15 protein-coding genes are annotated in these 15,753 nt (G+C 74.3%); 11 read left to right on the forward strand and 4 right to left on the reverse strand.

Going from position 1 to position 15,753, the window contains the following annotated elements; genetic code table 11:
- The first annotated feature begins 92 nt into the window (after window positions 1-92).
- Complete coding sequence (locus tag ACZ4W9_RS06170) at window positions 93-1,328, forward strand: MFS transporter (protein WP_467933535.1); 1,236 nt, start codon at window positions 93-95, stop codon at window positions 1,326-1,328.
- A 27-nt stretch (window positions 1,329-1,355) separates the two neighbouring features.
- On the opposite strand, the gene ku is transcribed toward ACZ4W9_RS06170, so the two are convergent.
- The gene (ku, locus tag ACZ4W9_RS06175; RefSeq protein WP_467933536.1) at window positions 1,356-2,426 is read right to left on the reverse strand and encodes a non-homologous end joining protein Ku; all 1,071 of its coding nucleotides are present in this window, start codon (window positions 2,424-2,426) and stop codon (window positions 1,356-1,358) included.
- 53 nt (window positions 2,427-2,479) lie between these two features.
- Here ku and ligD point away from each other — a divergent pair, with 53 nt between their 5' ends.
- On the forward strand, window positions 2,480-3,367 hold the full coding sequence (gene ligD / locus ACZ4W9_RS06180; protein WP_467933537.1) for a non-homologous end-joining DNA ligase: 888 nt from the start codon (window positions 2,480-2,482) through the stop codon (window positions 3,365-3,367).
- A 476-nt stretch (window positions 3,368-3,843) separates the two neighbouring features.
- Here the strand turns inward: ligD and ACZ4W9_RS06185 are convergent, their stop codons facing one another.
- Window positions 3,844-4,647, reverse strand: coding sequence for a nuclease-related domain-containing protein (locus ACZ4W9_RS06185; RefSeq protein WP_467933539.1), 804 nt, complete (start codon window positions 4,645-4,647; stop codon window positions 3,844-3,846).
- Window positions 4,648-4,745: 98 nt separating this feature from the next.
- On the opposite strand from ACZ4W9_RS06185, the gene ACZ4W9_RS06190 reads away from it, so the two are divergent.
- The 5 genes from ACZ4W9_RS06190 to ACZ4W9_RS06210 all read left to right on the forward strand — a co-directional run bounded on the left by ACZ4W9_RS06190 (window position 4,746) and on the right by ACZ4W9_RS06210 (window position 10,311).
- Window positions 4,746-5,252, forward strand: a complete 507-nt coding sequence (locus ACZ4W9_RS06190; protein ID WP_467933540.1) for a protein-tyrosine phosphatase family protein — start codon at window positions 4,746-4,748, stop codon at window positions 5,250-5,252.
- Window positions 5,253-5,316: 64 nt separating this feature from the next.
- Window positions 5,317-6,048 (forward strand): hypothetical protein, encoded by a 732-nt coding sequence (locus tag ACZ4W9_RS06195; protein ID WP_467933541.1) that lies wholly within the window; start codon window positions 5,317-5,319, stop codon window positions 6,046-6,048.
- Window positions 6,045-7,289 (forward strand): ATP-binding protein, encoded by a 1,245-nt coding sequence (locus ACZ4W9_RS06200; protein ID WP_467933543.1) that lies wholly within the window; start codon window positions 6,045-6,047, stop codon window positions 7,287-7,289. The genes ACZ4W9_RS06195 and ACZ4W9_RS06200 overlap by 4 nt, the downstream gene beginning before the upstream one ends.
- Window positions 7,290-7,456: 167 nt before the next feature.
- Complete coding sequence (locus ACZ4W9_RS06205) at window positions 7,457-8,818, forward strand: FtsW/RodA/SpoVE family cell cycle protein (RefSeq protein ID WP_467933544.1); 1,362 nt, start codon at window positions 7,457-7,459, stop codon at window positions 8,816-8,818.
- Window positions 8,819-8,853: 35 nt separating this feature from the next.
- The gene (locus tag ACZ4W9_RS06210; protein ID WP_467933686.1) at window positions 8,854-10,311 is read left to right on the forward strand and encodes a penicillin-binding transpeptidase domain-containing protein; all 1,458 of its coding nucleotides are present in this window, start codon (window positions 8,854-8,856) and stop codon (window positions 10,309-10,311) included.
- A gap of 7 nt (window positions 10,312-10,318) precedes the next feature.
- Here the strand turns inward: ACZ4W9_RS06210 and ACZ4W9_RS06215 are convergent, their stop codons facing one another.
- Window positions 10,319-11,173 (reverse strand): hypothetical protein, encoded by an 855-nt coding sequence (locus ACZ4W9_RS06215; RefSeq protein ID WP_467933688.1) that lies wholly within the window; start codon window positions 11,171-11,173, stop codon window positions 10,319-10,321.
- Window positions 11,174-11,265: 92 nt separating this feature from the next.
- Window positions 11,266-12,375: a ferritin-like domain-containing protein gene (locus tag ACZ4W9_RS06220; protein WP_467933545.1), complete on the reverse strand. Its 1,110-nt coding sequence runs from the start codon at window positions 12,373-12,375 to the stop codon at window positions 11,266-11,268.
- A 122-nt stretch (window positions 12,376-12,497) separates the two neighbouring features.
- Here ACZ4W9_RS06220 and ACZ4W9_RS06225 point away from each other — a divergent pair, with 122 nt between their 5' ends.
- The 4 genes from ACZ4W9_RS06225 (at window position 12,498) to ACZ4W9_RS06240 (ending at window position 15,753) form a co-directional block, all read left to right on the forward strand.
- Entirely contained in the window at window positions 12,498-13,436 is a 939-nt protein-coding gene (locus tag ACZ4W9_RS06225; RefSeq protein ID WP_467933546.1) for an AurF N-oxygenase family protein, read from the forward strand.
- Window positions 13,437-13,536: 100 nt separating this feature from the next.
- Entirely contained in the window at window positions 13,537-14,202 is a 666-nt protein-coding gene (locus ACZ4W9_RS06230) for a TetR/AcrR family transcriptional regulator (RefSeq protein ID WP_467933547.1), read from the forward strand.
- Window positions 14,199-14,525, forward strand: coding sequence for a hypothetical protein (locus ACZ4W9_RS06235; protein ID WP_467933548.1), 327 nt, complete (start codon window positions 14,199-14,201; stop codon window positions 14,523-14,525). The genes ACZ4W9_RS06230 and ACZ4W9_RS06235 overlap by 4 nt, the downstream gene beginning before the upstream one ends.
- Window positions 14,526-14,637: 112 nt before the next feature.
- Window positions 14,638-15,753, forward strand: coding sequence for a C40 family peptidase (locus tag ACZ4W9_RS06240; RefSeq protein WP_467933549.1), 1,116 nt, complete (start codon window positions 14,638-14,640; stop codon window positions 15,751-15,753).

Below are 15,753 nucleotides of genomic sequence, written 5' to 3' on the forward strand. Positions count from 1 at the left end.
CTGTACGACTCAGATCGTACTGCATGCTAAGTTCGACTCCACTCGTACAAGTACGACTTGGGTCGTACCTCGGTCCAGGGGAGGACTGTGCCATGACGACGACGGCCGGAGTACGCGCCCGGGGAGCGGCGGGCGGGGGCGAGGTGCCCGTCCGCTGGGTGTGGCTCGCCGCCTGGCCCGTGACGGCGGTGTTCGTGCTGTCCAACGCGGCCACCCCGCTGTATGTGCTGTGGCAGCGCGAGATGGGGTTCGGCAGGGGCACGCTGACGGTGGTCTTCGCCTGTTACATCGCCGGGCTGCTCGGGTCCCTGCTGGTCTGCGGTGTCGTCTCCGACCGGTTCGGGCGCAAGCCGGTGCTGCTGCCCGCGCTGGGGCTCGCCCTCGTCGCCTGCCTGGTCTTCGCGACCGCCGGCGGGGTCGGGGCGCTGGTCGTGGCCCGGTTGTGCACCGGTGTCGCGGTGGGGGCGGTGGTCTCGGCGGGGATGGCCGCGGTGACGGACGTGGCGGGGCCCGGCCGGCGGCGGCTCGCGGCGCTGCTCGCCTCCTGCGCGATGGTGTTCGGGGCGGGGGTGGGACCGCTGCTGGCCGGCGTGCTGTCCGAGACGCTGCCCGGGCCCGCGGTCACCGTGTTCGTGGTGGAGGCGGCGCTGCTGGTGTCGGCCGTCGTGGTGGTGCTGCGCATGCCGGTGCGGGGGCCGGGGCGGGGGAACACCGGCGCCGGTGGGTGGATCCGGGTGCCGGGGGTGCCCCGGGGGGCCGGGTGGCGGCTCGCGCTGGGGATCGCCGTGTTCGCGCCCGGCATCACCGCCACGTCCTTCGTGCTGTCGCTCGGGCCGTCGTTGCTGGCGGGCCTGCTGGGTACGGGCAGCCGGGCCGTCTCCGGGGCGCTGGCGTTCGCGATGTTCCTGTGCGCGACGGGCGTGCAGTTCGCGGTACGGCGGCTGGGGCGGCGTACGGTGCTGGCCGCGGGCGCCGGGGCGACCGCGCTCGGCATGGCCGTGCTCGTCGGCGCCGTGCACACCGGGTCGGTCGCGGCACTGGCCGGGGCGGCGCTGCTGGCCGGGGCCGGGCAGGGAATGGGGCAGCTCGGCGGGTTGTCGCTGCTGAACTCGGCGGTGCCCGGGGCACGGCTGGCCGAGGCCAACGCGGCCTTCAACGTGGGGGGTTACCTTCCCGCCGGGCTGCTGCCGGTGAGCGCGGGCTATCTGAGCGACGCGGTGGGGCTGACGGCGGGGGCGACGGTCTTCGGTACGGCGCTGGCGGGGCTGGCCGTGGCGGGGGGCGCGGTGGTGCTGTCCGGGCACGGGCGGGTGGCCTCGGCCGGCTGAGCGGCCTGCCGCGCCCCCTCGCGCCCCTCACGCCGTCCGCTTGCGGGACGCCGCCTTCTTCTCCGTCGTCTTCTCCGTCGTCTTCGCCGCCGTCTTCGCCGTGGTCCTGGTCGCCGCCTTCTTTCCCGCCGTGCTCTTCGCCGTCGATGTCTTCTTCGCCGTTCCCGTGCCCTCCCCCGCCTTGGGCGTCGACTTGCGGGCGGGGGCCGTCTTCTTCGCGGCCGGGGCCTTCTTCGTCGACGTGGATTTCCTGGCGCCCGTCTCCTTCGGTGCCGAGCCGCCCCCGCGGAGCTGTCTGACCTCGGCCTCCTCGCCCGGGGTGCCGCGGGACTCGCGGGCCGCCCGGACGCTGTTCTCCAGGGCGGCCATCAGGTCCAGCACCTTGCCGCCGGCGGCGGGGGCGGGGGTCTCTGCCGGGACCTCGCCGGTGGCCTTCGCGGCGATGACCTCCTCCAGCGCCTCGCGGTACTCGTCGTGCAGGTCCTCCAGGTCGACCTCGCCGAGGGTGTCCATCAGGGCGTCCGCGAGGTCCAGCTCCTTGTCGCGGATGGTGACGTGCTCGTCCGGCGCGACGCCCTCCGGGGTCCGGACCTCGTCCGGCCACAGCAGGCCGTGCATGGCGATGGCCTCGTCGACCACGCGCAGCATCCCGAGCCGCTCCCGCCCGCGCAGCGCGTACTTGGCGATGGCGACCTTGTTGCTGCGCTTGAGGGCCTCGCGCAGCAGGGTGTACGGCTTGGCGGCCTGGGCCCCGCCGGCCGCGAGGTAGTACGCCGCGCCCATCTGGAGCGGGTCGATCCGGTCGGCCGGCACGAAGGCCACGATCTCGATGGTGCGGGCGGTGGGGATGGGGAGGTGGGAGAGGTCCTCGTCGGTGATCGGGATCATCGTGCCGTCGGCGTCCTCGTACGCCTTGCCGATCTCGGCCTGGGTGACCTCGCGGTCCTCCAGTTCGCACACCTTGCGGTAGCGGATGCGGCCGTTGTCCTCGGTGTGGATCTGGCGGAAGGAGATCGCGTGGCTCTCCGTGGCGTTCACCAGCTTGATCGGGATGCTGACCAGGCCGAAGGAGATCGCGCCGTTCCATATCGATCGCACGTGCCGCACCCTTCCATCGCCGTTTTTTCCGGTTCGTCTGGGATTGTCATCCTATGACGCCTATCACAGAGGTGGAGGGGCGCCGGGTCGCGCTCAGCAACCTGGAGAAGGTGCTCTATCCGGAGACCGGCTTCACCAAAGGGGAGCTGCTGCACTACTACGCGACCGCCGCCCCCGCCCTGCTGCCCCATCTGCGCGACCGGGCGGTGTCCTTCCTGCGCTATCCGGACGGCCCCGGAGGGCAGCTGTTCTTCACCAAGAACGTGCCGCCGGGTACGCCCGAGTGGGTCACCACCGCCGAGGTCCCCCGGTCCTCCGCGGACAGCCCGGCCCGGATGGTGGTCGTACAGGACCTGCCGAGCCTGGTGTGGGCGGCGAACCTGGTCACCGAGTTCCACACCCACCAGTGGCTGGTGCGGCGTCCCGAGGAGGCGGACCGGCTGGTCTTCGACCTGGACCCGGGGCCGCCCGCGCACATCGTGCACTGCTGCGAGGTCGCCTCGTGGCTGCGGGAGCGGCTCGCCGCGGACGGGATCGAGGCGTACCCGAAGACCGCCGGGTCGAAGGGGCTGCACCTGCTGGCGGCGGTGCGCGGCAGCTCGTCCGAGCGGACGTCGGAGTACGCGAAGGCGCTGGCGGTGGAGGCGGAGCGGGCGCTGCCCCGGCTGGTGGTGCACCGGATGACGAAGAGCCTCAGGCCGGGGAAGGTGTTCGTCGACTGGAGCCAGAACGCGGCCCGCAAGACCACGGCCACCCCGTACACCGTGCGCGCCCGCCCGGTCCCGCTGGTGTCCACGCCGGTGACCTGGCAGGAGGTCGCCGACTGCCGTGCCCCCGCCCAGCTGGAGTTCCGGCCCGAGGACGTCGCCCCGCGCCTGACGGACCACGGCGATCTGATGGCGCCCCTGCTGGACCCGGAGTCGGCCGCCGCGCTGCCGTGACCGGCGATGGCCCGCCACGGCCCCTGACCGGCAACCGCCCGGCCCGGCCCGGGCCCACGACCGTCCGCCGCCTGCCCGCCCCGGCAACCGCCGGCCGCCCTGCCCGGCCCGGCGACCACCGCCGCGCTGCCCGGCCCGGAGCGGCCCCGCGACCGCCCGACACCTGCCCACTCCGGCAACCGCCGGGCCACCCTGCCCGCCCCGGCAACCACCCGCCACACTGCCCCGCCCTGCCCGGACCCGCGACCGCCCGCCACCTGCCCGCCCCGGCAACCGCCGGCCGCCCTGCCGCCCTGCCGCCCCGGCAACCACCCACCGCACTGCCCCGCCCCGCAACCCCCCGCCGCACTGCCCCGACCGGTAACCACCCACCCGCACTGCCCCACCCCGCGACCCCCCGCCCCGCTACCCCGACCGGCCCGGCCCGACCGCGCCCGGACAGGCCCGGCCGCCCGCCCGGAGGCCGTCCGCCGGGCTCAGACCCTCCGCCAGACGTTCCGGTCCCGGGCCATCCCGTGCAGTGCCTCCACGTCCGCCGGCTTGAGCACCCCGCCCAGCCGGGCCAGGTCGGCCAGTTCCGGGTCCCGCAGGATCCGCACCCCCCGCGGCGGCACCGTCACGGTGACCCCGGCCGGGTCCACCAGGGCCAGTACCGGGCGGACCTCGGCGGTCAGCGCGTAGGAGGCGCGGTCGGCGGCGGAGCGCAGCGGGCGCAGCAGCGGTTCGGCCTCGCGGCGGCCCAGGGCGACCATCGGGTCGGCGATCCGGACCCGGGCCCGGCGGGCGTACAGGGCGTGGACGGCGAACAGGCCGCCGGGGCCGATCACCAGGTGGTGGACGCGGTCGCCGCCGGGCAGCGGGACGGAGTGCAGGGTGTGCCAGCCGGCGCCCTCCAGCGCGTCCAGTGCCCGGCCGACGGTCTGCTCGGCGGTCAGCGCGCGCCGCCGGGGGTCGGGGCGCAGCCGGTGCGCGGGGCCGGGGTGGCGGTCCAGGGCGACGAGCAGGGCCTCGCCGGGGCGGTTGGGGGCCAGGTCGTCGTCCGGGTGCAGGGTCAGCCGGGCGAGTTCGGCGGGGGTCGGGACGGGAGGCGGGCCCACGGTCACCGGACCGGTGAGGAAGGGTTCCAGGGCTGCCAGCACGGCGTCCCGGCTGTCCTCGCCGAGGAGGTTGACCCGGCCGGTCTCACGGTCGTACCAGGCGATGCCGGCTCCGTCCTCGCGGCAGACGTACAACCGCTCACCACCGTGCCGGAAGGCCGGCACCACGCGCAGTCCGCTCATGCGCCATCACCCCTCGACCATGGGAACAGGCGGGGTGCTCCGGGGGCAAGACCGGTTACCGTGGAGGCGGCCCTGTGCGGGGAGTTGGGGAGGGACCGTTGCGGACCCGCGGAATGCAGCCCGGCGTGCCGGCTCCGGAGAGCGCGTGGAACGAGATCGTGCCCGGTCTGTGGATGGGCGGCCACGAGTTCCGGGACCGTTCCGGACGGCTGGAGCTCGCCGTCGTACGAGACGAGTTCGACGTGGTGCAGACGCTGCTGCGGCTGCCGGGGTACGGGCCCGATCCGGGCGTGGAGCACCATGTGTGGCCGATACCGGACGGACCGCTGGACGGCACGCAGCTGGCCGGGGTGATCCGGCTGGCCCGGGCGGTGAACGAGGCGCTGGAGGCCGGCCGCCGGGTGCTCGTGCGCTGTTACCACGGGTACAACCGCTCGGGGCTGGTCGTCGCGCACGCGCTGGTCCAGCGGGGTGACACGGCCGACCAGGCGATCCAGCTGATCCGGGCCCGGCGCTCGGCGTGGGCGCTGCACAACGAGCTGTTCGTGGAGTACCTGCGGACGGGGCTGGCGACCGTGCGGCTGCTGGAGGAGCTGGCCGAGTAGCTCCCCGTCCCCTCGTGCCCGGCGCGCGAAGCAGTACAAAGCAGACTTCCGTCAGAATGTAGGGATGCCAGCCCGTCGTTCCGCGCGTACCGCCCTCTCCCTGGCCGCCGTCGTCCTGCTGTCCGCGACGGTGTCGGCCTGCGGGGACACCGGCGGGCTGCGCGGCGCCGGGCCCACCACGACCGCCGTCAGCCCCGCCCGGCTGTGGCCGGACCTCAGGCCGGCGTCCAGCCCGGCCTATCCGTACGCCGTGTCGACCCGGGAGACCGTCAAGGGCGTCACGGTGCCCGCCGGCGGCGTACGGAAGGTGGATCCGGTGGACGTCGTCGAGGCGGAGCTGGCGGCGCACCCGGGCGACTACGGGCCCAAGGGGGCGTACCACGCGACGGTGGACCGGATGCGGCAGTGCCGGCCGGGCGGACAGCGGGCCCGCTGTCCGCTGCTCAAGCCGTACTACCGGGACCTGACCGGGGACGGCCGGGCGGATCTGACGCTCGGCTTCCGGCTGTACCCGACCAACCAGACGGCGGTGCGGGTCTACACCGTCGAGGGGCGCCGGCTGGTGCAGGTGCTGGCCGACAACGACGCGCTCACCGGGGTGGAGCTGGCCGGGCGGGCGCTGATCGAGCGCTCCCCCGCCGACACCTCCGGCTACGAGTACCGCACCACCTGGGTGTGGGACCCGGGCCAGCGCGCGATGGTGTTCTCCCGCGACGAGTACCTGCACGTCGGCGACGGGCGGCACGGCAAGGGGAAGCCGTCCCCGTCCCCCTCGGCCTCCCCGGGTGCGCGATGAGGCCCACGCTGCCGCACTGGTCCGGGGCGCTCGCCGTCAAGGCCGCCGCGTTCATGACGGTGATGTGCTGCGCGCTGGCCGCGCTGCTGGGTGTGCTGGTGCATGTCTCGGTGACCGACCAGACCGTCGGCCAGGCCCGTGACCTGGCGCTGTCCCGGCTGGCGGACGCCACCGAGGCGTACGAGGCCGGGGACAGGCTGCTCCCGGGCGCCCGGGTGGAGCCCGCGGAGCTGCCCCCGGAGCTGCGGCGGCTGGCGGTGGCCGGGCAGCGCGGCACGATGGTCGCGGTCTACCGGGGGCGCCCGGCCATGTGGGCGGCGGGGCCGGTGGCCGGGCACCGGGCGCTGGGCGTGGCGGTCGACTACTCGCAGCAGTCCCGCACGATCGCCGGTCTGGACCGGTCGATCGTGTGGTCGTCGGGGCTGGCGATCGGCGCGACCGTGCTGGTGGGCGTGTTCGCGGTGACCCGGGTGACCCGGCGGCTGCACGGCACCGCGCGGGTGGCGCGCAGGATCAGCGCGGGTGATCTGGACGCCCGGGTGAACGACCCCCGTACGAAGGACCCGTCCCGGCCGCCCGACGAGGTCGCCGCGGTGGCCGCCGCGCTGGACTCGATGGCGGCCTCGTTGCAGGGCAAGCTGCTGAGCGAGCAGCGGTTCACCGCGGACGTGGCGCACGAGCTGCGCACTCCGCTGACCGGGCTGCACGCGGCGGCCGAGCTGCTGCCGCCGGGCCGTCCGACGGAGCTGGTGCGGGACCGGGTGGCGGCGCTGCGCACCCTCACCGAGGACCTGCTGGAGATCTCCCGGCTGGACACCGGGCGGGAGCGGCTGGAGCTCGGCACGGAGGCCCTCGGCGCGCTGGCCGAGCGGGTGGTACGGGCCTCGGGCACCGACACCGAGGTGCGCGTGGAGCGGGACGTCCGGGTGGAGACCGACCGGCGGCGGCTGGAGCGGGTGCTGGGGAACCTGGTGGCCAACGCTCACCGGCACGGGGCGCCTCCGGTGGTGCTGACCGTGGACGGGCCGGTGGTGACCGTGCGGGATCACGGGGCCGGGTATCCGGAGTACCTGGTGGCCCACGGGCCGCAGCGGTTCCGCACGGAGGGCGGGGCGACCGGGCACGGGCTGGGGCTGACCATCGCGGTGGGGCAGGCGGAGGTGCTGGGCGCCGCGCTGGGCTTCGGGAACGCGGCGGACGGGGGCGCGGTGGCGACGTTGTGGCTGCCCGGGGGCGAGTGAACCCGGGACCGCGGGGGTTTCCGGGCCCTCCGTCGTGTGGGGCCGGGCGCGCCCACGCGGCGGAGCCGCGTGTCGATGCCGCCCGGCGCTCGTCGGGCGCTCGCCCCGGGGCGCGCCCGGCCACCGAACAAGGGGCACAAGACTTCACCTTTCGGTAGGTTCCGGGCATGACGAAGGCCGGAAGCACCCTGGCGGCGGTACCCGCTCCCGCGCGCGCCGTGCGTCTTCCCCGGCGCCGGGGCGTCGAGCTGTCCCTGCTCGTGCTGGCCGTCCTGCTGTCCGTGTACGGCTACTGCGCGGTGGGGCTGGCCCGGTCCGGGACCGTACCGCCGGGTGCCGTCGGATACGGCGCCGGGCTCGGGGTGCTCGCCCTGTTCGCCCACATCGCGGTGCGCATCCGGGCGCCGTACGCCGATCCGCTGCCGCTGCCCATCGGGGTGCTGCTCAACGGGCTGGGGCTGGTCCTGATCTACCGGCTGGACCTGGAGACGCCGGGCGACCGGGCGGCCCCGACCCAGCTGGTGTGGTCCACGCTGGGTGTCGGCCTGTTCATCGGTGTCGTGCTGGTGCTGCGGGACCACCGGGTGCTCCAGCGGTACGCGTACGTCTGTGTGGTGGCCGCCCTCGCCCTGCTGGCGCTGCCGATCCTGTTCCCGGCGGTCAACGGGGCCCGGATCTGGATCCGGATCGCCGGGTTCTCCATCCAGCCCGGCGAGTTCGCGAAGGTGCTGCTCGCGGTGTTCTTCGCCGCCTATCTGGCCGCCAACCGCAGCGCGCTGGCGTACACCGGGCACCGGCTGTGGCGGCTGCAGTTCCCGACCGGCCGGGTGCTCGGGCCGATCCTGACGATCTGGCTGGTGAGTGTGGGCGTGCTGGTGCTCGAGCGGGACCTCGGGACCTCGCTGCTGTTCTTCGGGCTGTTCGTGGTGCTGCTGTACGTGGCCACCGGGCGCACCGGCTGGATCGCGGTGGGGCTGCTGCTCGCCGTGCTGGGCGCCGTCGCGGTGGGACGGCTGGAGCCGCACGTGGGCGGGCGGATCGAGGACTGGCTGCACCCGTTCGCCACCATCGAGGCCGGGCGGGGCCCCAACCAGCTCGCCCAGTCCCTGTTCGCCTTCGCGGCCGGCGGGATCCTGGGCACCGGGCTCGGGCTCGGGCACTCCATCCTGATCGGCTTCGCGACCAAGTCGGACTTCATCCTGGCGACGGCCGGGGAGGAGCTGGGACTCGCGGGGCTCGCGGCGATCGTGCTGCTGTACGCGCTGCTGGTGGAGCGCGGCTACCGGGCGGGGCTGGCGCTGCGCGAGCCGTTCGGCCGGCTCCTCGCGGTGGGGCTCGCCTCGATCGTGGCGCTCCAGGTGTTCGTGATCGCGGGCGGGGTGACCGGGCTGATCCCGCTGACCGGCATGGCGATGCCGTTCCTCGCCCAGGGCGGCTCGTCGGTGGTCACCAACTGGGCGATCGTGGCGCTGCTGGTCCGGGTGAGCGATTCGGCGCGCAGCCAGTACGACGGCCGGGAGGCGCCATGAGCGAGTACGGCTCGCTGCCCGAGGGCGGGCGGCCGATGGCGCGGTACATCCGGCACGCCCGCGCGTTCTGCGCGCTGCTGCTGGCGGCGCTGCTGGCCAACGCGGCCCGGGTGCAGGTCGTGCGGTCCCGGGAGTACGACGGCAACCCGGCCAACCGGCGGGCCGTGATCGCCCGTTACCAGCAGCCGCGCGGGGACGTCCTGGTGGACGGCCGGCCGGTCACCGGGTCGGTGGACACCGGCGAGCAGCTGCGGTACGAACGCTCCTACGCGGACGGCCCGTTGTACGCGCCGGTCACCGGGTTCTCCTCACAGAAGTACGGCACCACGTTCCTGGAGCACACCGAGGACGGGGTACTGTCCGGCACCGATCCGCTGCTCGCGCCGCTGCCGCTGTGGCGCGACGCTACACGGGGGCGCGCTCCGGGCGGTGACGTGGTGACCACCCTGGACCGGCGGGCGCAGGAGGCCGCGTACCGGGGGCTGGCCGGGCGCAAGGGCGCGGTGGCCGCGGTGGAGCCGGCCACGGGCCGGATCCTGGCACTGGTGACCAGCCCGTCGTACGACCCGGCGGAGTTGTCGGGCAACAACGAGGCGGTGACGGCGGCGTGGGCCCGGCTCAACCACGATCCGGAGAAGCCGATGCTCAACCGGGCGGTCCGGCAGACGTATCCGCCGGGGTCGACGTTCAAGGTGGTCACCGCGGCGGCGGCGCTGGACGCGGGCGTGGTCACGGACCTGGACGAGCGCACCGACTCCCCCGATCCCTACCGGCTGCCCGGCACCACCACGCGGCTGACCAACGAGGGCGACGGCTGTGCGGACGCCTCGGTGCGGGACGCCTTCGAGTGGTCCTGCAACACGGTCTTCGCCAAGCTGGGCGTGGACGTGGGGGCGCGGGACATGGTGGCCATGGCGCAGGCGTTCGGGTTCAACGACGCCGAGGTGCGCGTGCCCTTCTCCGTGGCGCCCAGCACCTTCGACACCCGGGTGGACCGGGCGCAGCTCGCGCTGTCCTCGATCGGGCAGTACAACACGCGGGCCACGCCGTTGCAGATGGCGATGGTCGCGGCGGCGGTCGCGGACGGCGGTGTGCTGCGTCCGCCGTACCTGGTGGAGCGGACCACCCGGCACGGCGGCGAGCCCCTGTCCGGGAGCGGGGCCCGGCCGGGCCGGCAGGTGATGCGGCCGGCCACCGCGGCGCGGCTCGCGGAGCTGATGGCCGGGGTGGTCCGGGAGGGCACCGGCACCAACGCGTCCCTGCCCGGTGTGCTGGTCGGCGGCAAGACCGGCACGGCACAGCACGGGGTCGGCAACACGGGGGTGCCGTACGCCTGGTTCGTCTCCTGGGCGAAGTCCGAGGACGCCCCGGAGCCGCAGGTGGCGGTCGCGGTGGTGGTGGAGGACGCGTCGGCGGACCGGGGCGAGATCAGCGGCAACGGCGTCGCGGCCCCGATCGCGCGCGAGGTGATGCGGGCCGTGCTCGGCGGGTGAGCGCGGGTCAGCCGGCGGGCCGCCGCATCTCGGAGCGGATCCGCAGGGTGGTGCGGGCGGCCTCCTGGAGGTCCACGTCGGCGGGGTCCCGCACGGAGCGGTCGACGTTGCCGACGACGGCCGCGGTGTTGCCGTCCGCCCAGGCGCAGACGCCGTAGGTCAGGGTGACCGCGGCGCTCTTCTGGGTGAGCACCTGGCAGCTGACGGAGGTGGCGGCGCCGGACGGGGTGACGTCCCGCGCGGGCTGCTCCACGGTGACGCCGTCGGCCTCGGCGGCGCCCTTGAGCAGGCCGCGGCGGATCGCGGGGGTGTTCTTGAACCGGCCGTACATGCCGGAGACGAGCAGCATGGCCCGGGAGTCGTCGCCGGGCGGGCTGTAGCGGCCGACGGTGGCGTGGACGTCCCTGGCGTCCCAGGCGCCGTCGGCCTCGTCCTCGATCCCCTTGCCCTCGGTGCCGGAGAGGTCCTCGGCGAGGGTGTACTCGCCGTCGAGCAGGCTGTGCGGCAGGACCAGCTTGTTCCGCGCCGCCGGGAAACCGCTGTCGGCCACCATGCCGAGCACCACGAGACCGGCGACGACGACCGTGACGACTCCGCCCACGATGCCGAGCACCAGCCCGATCCGGCGCTTCCTCGGCGGCGGCACCATGGGCGGCACGCCCCAGCCGGGGTAGGGCTGCTGCGGCGGGTAGGGCTGCCCGCCCGGGTACGGCTGCGGGGGGTACGACTGCTGCGGGGGGTACGGCTGCTGCTGCGGAGGGGGCGCCTGCTGGGGGTACGGCGAGCCGTACGGGCCGGGGGCGGCCTGCGGGGGCTGCTGGCCGTAGGGCCCCGGGTACGGCGGCGGCTGCGACGGAGGCATGGACACGCCAGCACGCTACTGCACCCCGGCGACCCGCCCGGCACCGCGTCCCGCGTGACCCGGCGCCGGACCGCCGCCTCCCGGGCGCCCGGTCAGTCCTCCGTCGTGCCCGACTCGATCGCCGCCTCCACCTCCGCCACCCGTTCCCGTTCCTCCGCGGCGAAGCGTTCGGCGTCCAGCCGGTCGGCCGACTCCTCGTCCTGCGCCATCAGCCGGTCCAGGTCGAAGTCGCCGAGTTCGAAGACGCCCATGTCCGCGTAGGCCCGCCGAAGGCGCCCGCCCCACAGGCCGATGTCCTTGACGCAGGGGACGATCCGGCTGAACAGCAGCTTGCGGAACAGCCGCAGGAACGCGGAGTCCTCGCTGATCCGCGCCGCCTCGGCCCGCGGGATGCCGAAGTTCTCCAGCACCTCCACCCCGCGCAGCCGGTCGCGCATCAGATGGCAGCCCTCGATGACGAACTCCTCGCGCTCGCGCAGTTCGGCGTCCGTGAGCTGCCGGTAGTAGTCGCGCAGTGCCATCCGGCCGAAGGCCACGTGCCGGGCCTCGTCCTGCATGACGTAGGTCAGGATCTGTCGCGGCAGCGGTTTGTCCGTGGTGTCCCGGATCATACCGAAGGCGGCCAGCGCCAGGCCCTCGATCAGCACCTGCATGCCCAGGCAGGGCATGTCCCAGCGGCTGTCGCGCAGGGTGTCGCCGAGCAGCGCCCGGAGGTCGTCGTTGACCGGGTAGAGCAGGCCGACCTTCTCGTGCAGGAAGCGGCCGTATATCTCGGCGTGCCGGGCCTCGTCCATGGTCTGGGTCGCGGAGTAGAACTTGGCGTCCAGGTCGGGCACCGACTCCACGATCCGCGCCGCGCAGATCATCGCACCCTGCTCGCCGTGCAGGAACTGGCTGAACTGCCAGGAGGCGTAGTGCCGGCGCAGTTCGCCCTTGTCCTGTTCGGAGAGCTTGTCCCAATGACGGGTGCCGTACAGGGACATGGCCTCCTCGGGTGTGCCGAGGGGGTCGTACGGGTCCACCTCCAGGTCCCATTCGATGCGGGTCCGCCCGTCCCACTGCTTGTCCTTGCCCTTCTGGTACAGGGCGAGCAGACGGTCGCGTCCGTCGTCGTACTCCCAGGTGAACCGGGCCGCACCGGTGGCGGGCACCTGCCAGGGGGAGTCTCCCGGATCGTCGGCGTACAGGTCATGGGTCCGCATACTCCCCAGGCTTACGCCGGGATGCCGTGCCAACAAGTCCGGCGCGGGGGATTGACGACCTTACTGACAGGGAGTCTTATAAGAACAGGACGACTACCCCCGGGTAACGAGGTGAGGGAGCCATGACGACCCTGACGGAAGCGGACGCGCTGGACGGGCTGCGCGACGCGCTCGGCCTGCTCAAGGACCGGGAACAAGTGGCCGAACGGCTGCTCGCCTCTTCCGCCAAGCACTCCTTCGACCCGGACAAGGAGCTGGACTGGGACGCGCCCTTCGAGGAGGGCAAGTGGTTCTGGCCGCCGGAGCTGGTCTCGCTGTACGACACCCCGATGTGGCGGCGGATGGGCGAGGAGCAGCGCATCCTGCTCTCCCAGCACGAGGCCGCGGCGCTGGCCTCGCTCGGCATCTGGTTCGAGCTGATCCTGATGCAACTGCTGGTCCGGCACATCTACGACAAGGCGGCGACGAGCGCGCACGTGCGGTACGCCCTCACCGAGATCGAGGACGAGTGCCGGCACTCCAAGATGTTCGCGCGCCTGATATCGCACGGCGACACCCCCTGGTACCCGGTGAGCCGGACCCACCAGAACCTGGGCCGGCTGTTCAAGACGATCTCGACCACGCCCGGTTCCTTCACCGCCACGCTGCTCGGCGAGGAGGTCCTCGACTGGATGCAGCGGCTGACCTTCCCCGACGAGCGGGTCCAGCCGCTGATCCGGGGCGTCACGCGGATCCACGTGGTGGAGGAGGCCCGGCACGTCCGGTACGCCCGTGAGGAGCTGCGGCGCCAGATGGTGACCGCGCCGAAGTGGTCGCAGGAGTTCACCCGGGTCACCTCGGGCGAGTTCGCCCGGGTGTTCTCGGTCGCGTTCGTCAACCCGGAGGTGTACACGAACGTGGGTCTGGACAAGCGCGAGGCGATGGCCCAGGTGAAGGCGAGCGGGCACCGCCGCGAGATCATGCAGACGGGTGCCAAGCGGCTGACCGATTTCCTGGACGACATCGGTGTCCTGCGGGGCGTGGGGCGCCGGCTGTGGAGGTCGTCGGGTCTCCTGGCGTAGCCCCGGCACCCCGCCCGGGGGCGCGGAGCACGGCGCGAGTGCCCCCCGCCGCCCGCGTGCGCCGCATGGCGGCCCCACCCCGGCGGTTAGGCTGACCGCCATGACCCCGTCGGCCACCCCCGCATACCGCCGCCTGAGCGTCGAGGAGCGACGAAGCCAGCTCCTCGACGCCGCGCTCTCGCTCTTCGCGCACCGCGCGCCCGAGGATGTGTCCCTCGATGACGTGGCGGAGGCGGCCGGAGTCTCGCGTCCCCTGGTGTACCGCTACTTCCCGGGCGGCAAGCAGCAGCTCTACGAGGCCGCGCTCGGGTCGGCCGCCGAGCAGCTGAACCAGTGCTTCGACGAGCCCCACGAGACGTCCGCGCTGTCCCGCCTGTCCCGTGTCCTCGACCGCTATCTGGCCTTCGTCGACCAGCACGACACCGGTTTCAGCGCGCTGCTCCAGGGCGGCAGCGTGGTGGAGACCAAGCGCACCACCGCCATCGTGGACGGGGTGCGCCGGTCCGCCGCCGACCACATCTACCAGCACCTGGAGGTCCGCGACCCCGGCCGGCCGCTGCGGATGACCGTGCGCATGTGGATCGCGGCCGTGGAGGCGGCCTCCCTGATCTGGCTGGACAACGACAAACAGCCGCCGCCCGCGGAGCTGCGGGACTGGCTGGTGGAGCAGTTCGTGGCCGTCCTCACGGTCACGGCGGGCCGCGATCCGCAGACGGCGGCGCTCGTCGCCACGCTCTCCGAGGACGGCCGGGTACCGGCCCCGTGAAGAGCCAGGACACCCCCTTCGAGGGCGGCCCCATGGACGGGCGCGTGCTGCCCGTCCTGCTCGGCCCCACCGGGCACCCCCCGAAGACGTACCGCATCCCCGTCCCGGACCCGGACGGCGGCCGGCCCACGGTGCTGGTCTACCGGCGCGAGCCGCGCGGGCACAGCCGGCGGCTCGGGCTGGTGCGGGGCTGGAAGTACCGGTACGACCCCGCCGACACCTCCGGCGGACGGCTCAGGTGGCCCTGGTCCAAGCCGGCCGCCGCGTCCGCTCCCCCGCCGGATGCCCCGCGATCCGGCAAGCCGGGTGACACGAACGAGTGAAAGCGGTGCGCCGAATCGCGCAGGCTTCCCGCATATTGTGTGCCGACACGTCTGATTATCACCGTGCGACGGGAGGCGGAGGGACCGCCCTCCCCGCGCCGGAGGTGATGGCGTGTCAGCAGTGCTCCTGCGTCTGGCCGGTACGGCCGCGGTGGCGGCCCAGGCCGTCCTCGCACCCGTGCCCGCCGCGGCCGTACCGGACCCACGGCCGTCCCTGGCCGTACCCGACGCGCGGCCGGACCCGGCCGCGCCCGGCGCACAGCCCTCCGTGGCGCGGCTGCTGACGGACCTTCAGCGGCTGTACCGGCAGGCCGAGCAGGCCACCGAGACCTACAACGCCACCACGGAGCAGCTGGAGCGGCAGCGCGCCGAGGTGGCCCGGCTGGACGGGGAACTCGCCCGCGCCCGGCTGGCCCTGCGGACCACGCGGCTGGACGCCGGCCGACTGGCCCGGCAGCAGTACCAGAGCGGCGGCGGCCTCGGCCCCTACGTCCGCCTCCTGCTCGCGCGCGATCCGCAGCACGCGCTGGACGAGGGGCACGTCATCGGGGAGCTGGCGCGCGAACGGGCCCGTACGGTGGCCCGGCTGACCGTCGCCGAGCGGCGCCAGGACGCCCTGGCCCGCGCGGCCCGGAAGGCCCTGGACACCCGGCTCGGCCTGGCCGCCCGGCAGAAGGGGCAGCGCGACGACGTCCGAAGGAGACTGGCCGACGTGGAACGCGTGCTGGCCACCCTCACCCCGGACCAGCTCGCGGCCGTGGCCCGGCTGGAGGAGCAGGGGATCGCCGAGGCCCAGCGCGAACTGACCGCGGCGGGCGCCCTGCCCGACGAACGCCCCGCGGCCCCGGCGGCCGGCGCCCCCGCCGCCCCGGCCGCCGAGCGCGCGGTCCGCTACGCGCTGGACCAGGTCGGCAAGCCCTACCGGTGGGGCGCGGCGGGCCCGGACGCCTACGACTGCTCGGGACTGACCTCACAGGCCTGGTCCCGGGCGGGTGTCGCGGTCCCGCGCACCAGCCAGGAGCAGTGGGCCCGGCTGACCAGGGTCCCGCTGCGCCGGCTGCGCCCGGGAGACCTGGTGGTGTACTTCCCCGACGCGACCCACGTGGCGATGTACGTGGGGGACGGGAAGGTCGTCCAGGCGCCGAGACCGGGCGGGAGGGTGAAGGTCTCACCGCTCGCGTCCCACCCGGTGCTCGGCGCGGTCCGGCCGGAGCCGGCGCCGGAGTGA

This window comes from Streptomyces sp. NPDC029296 (genome assembly GCF_055569255.1).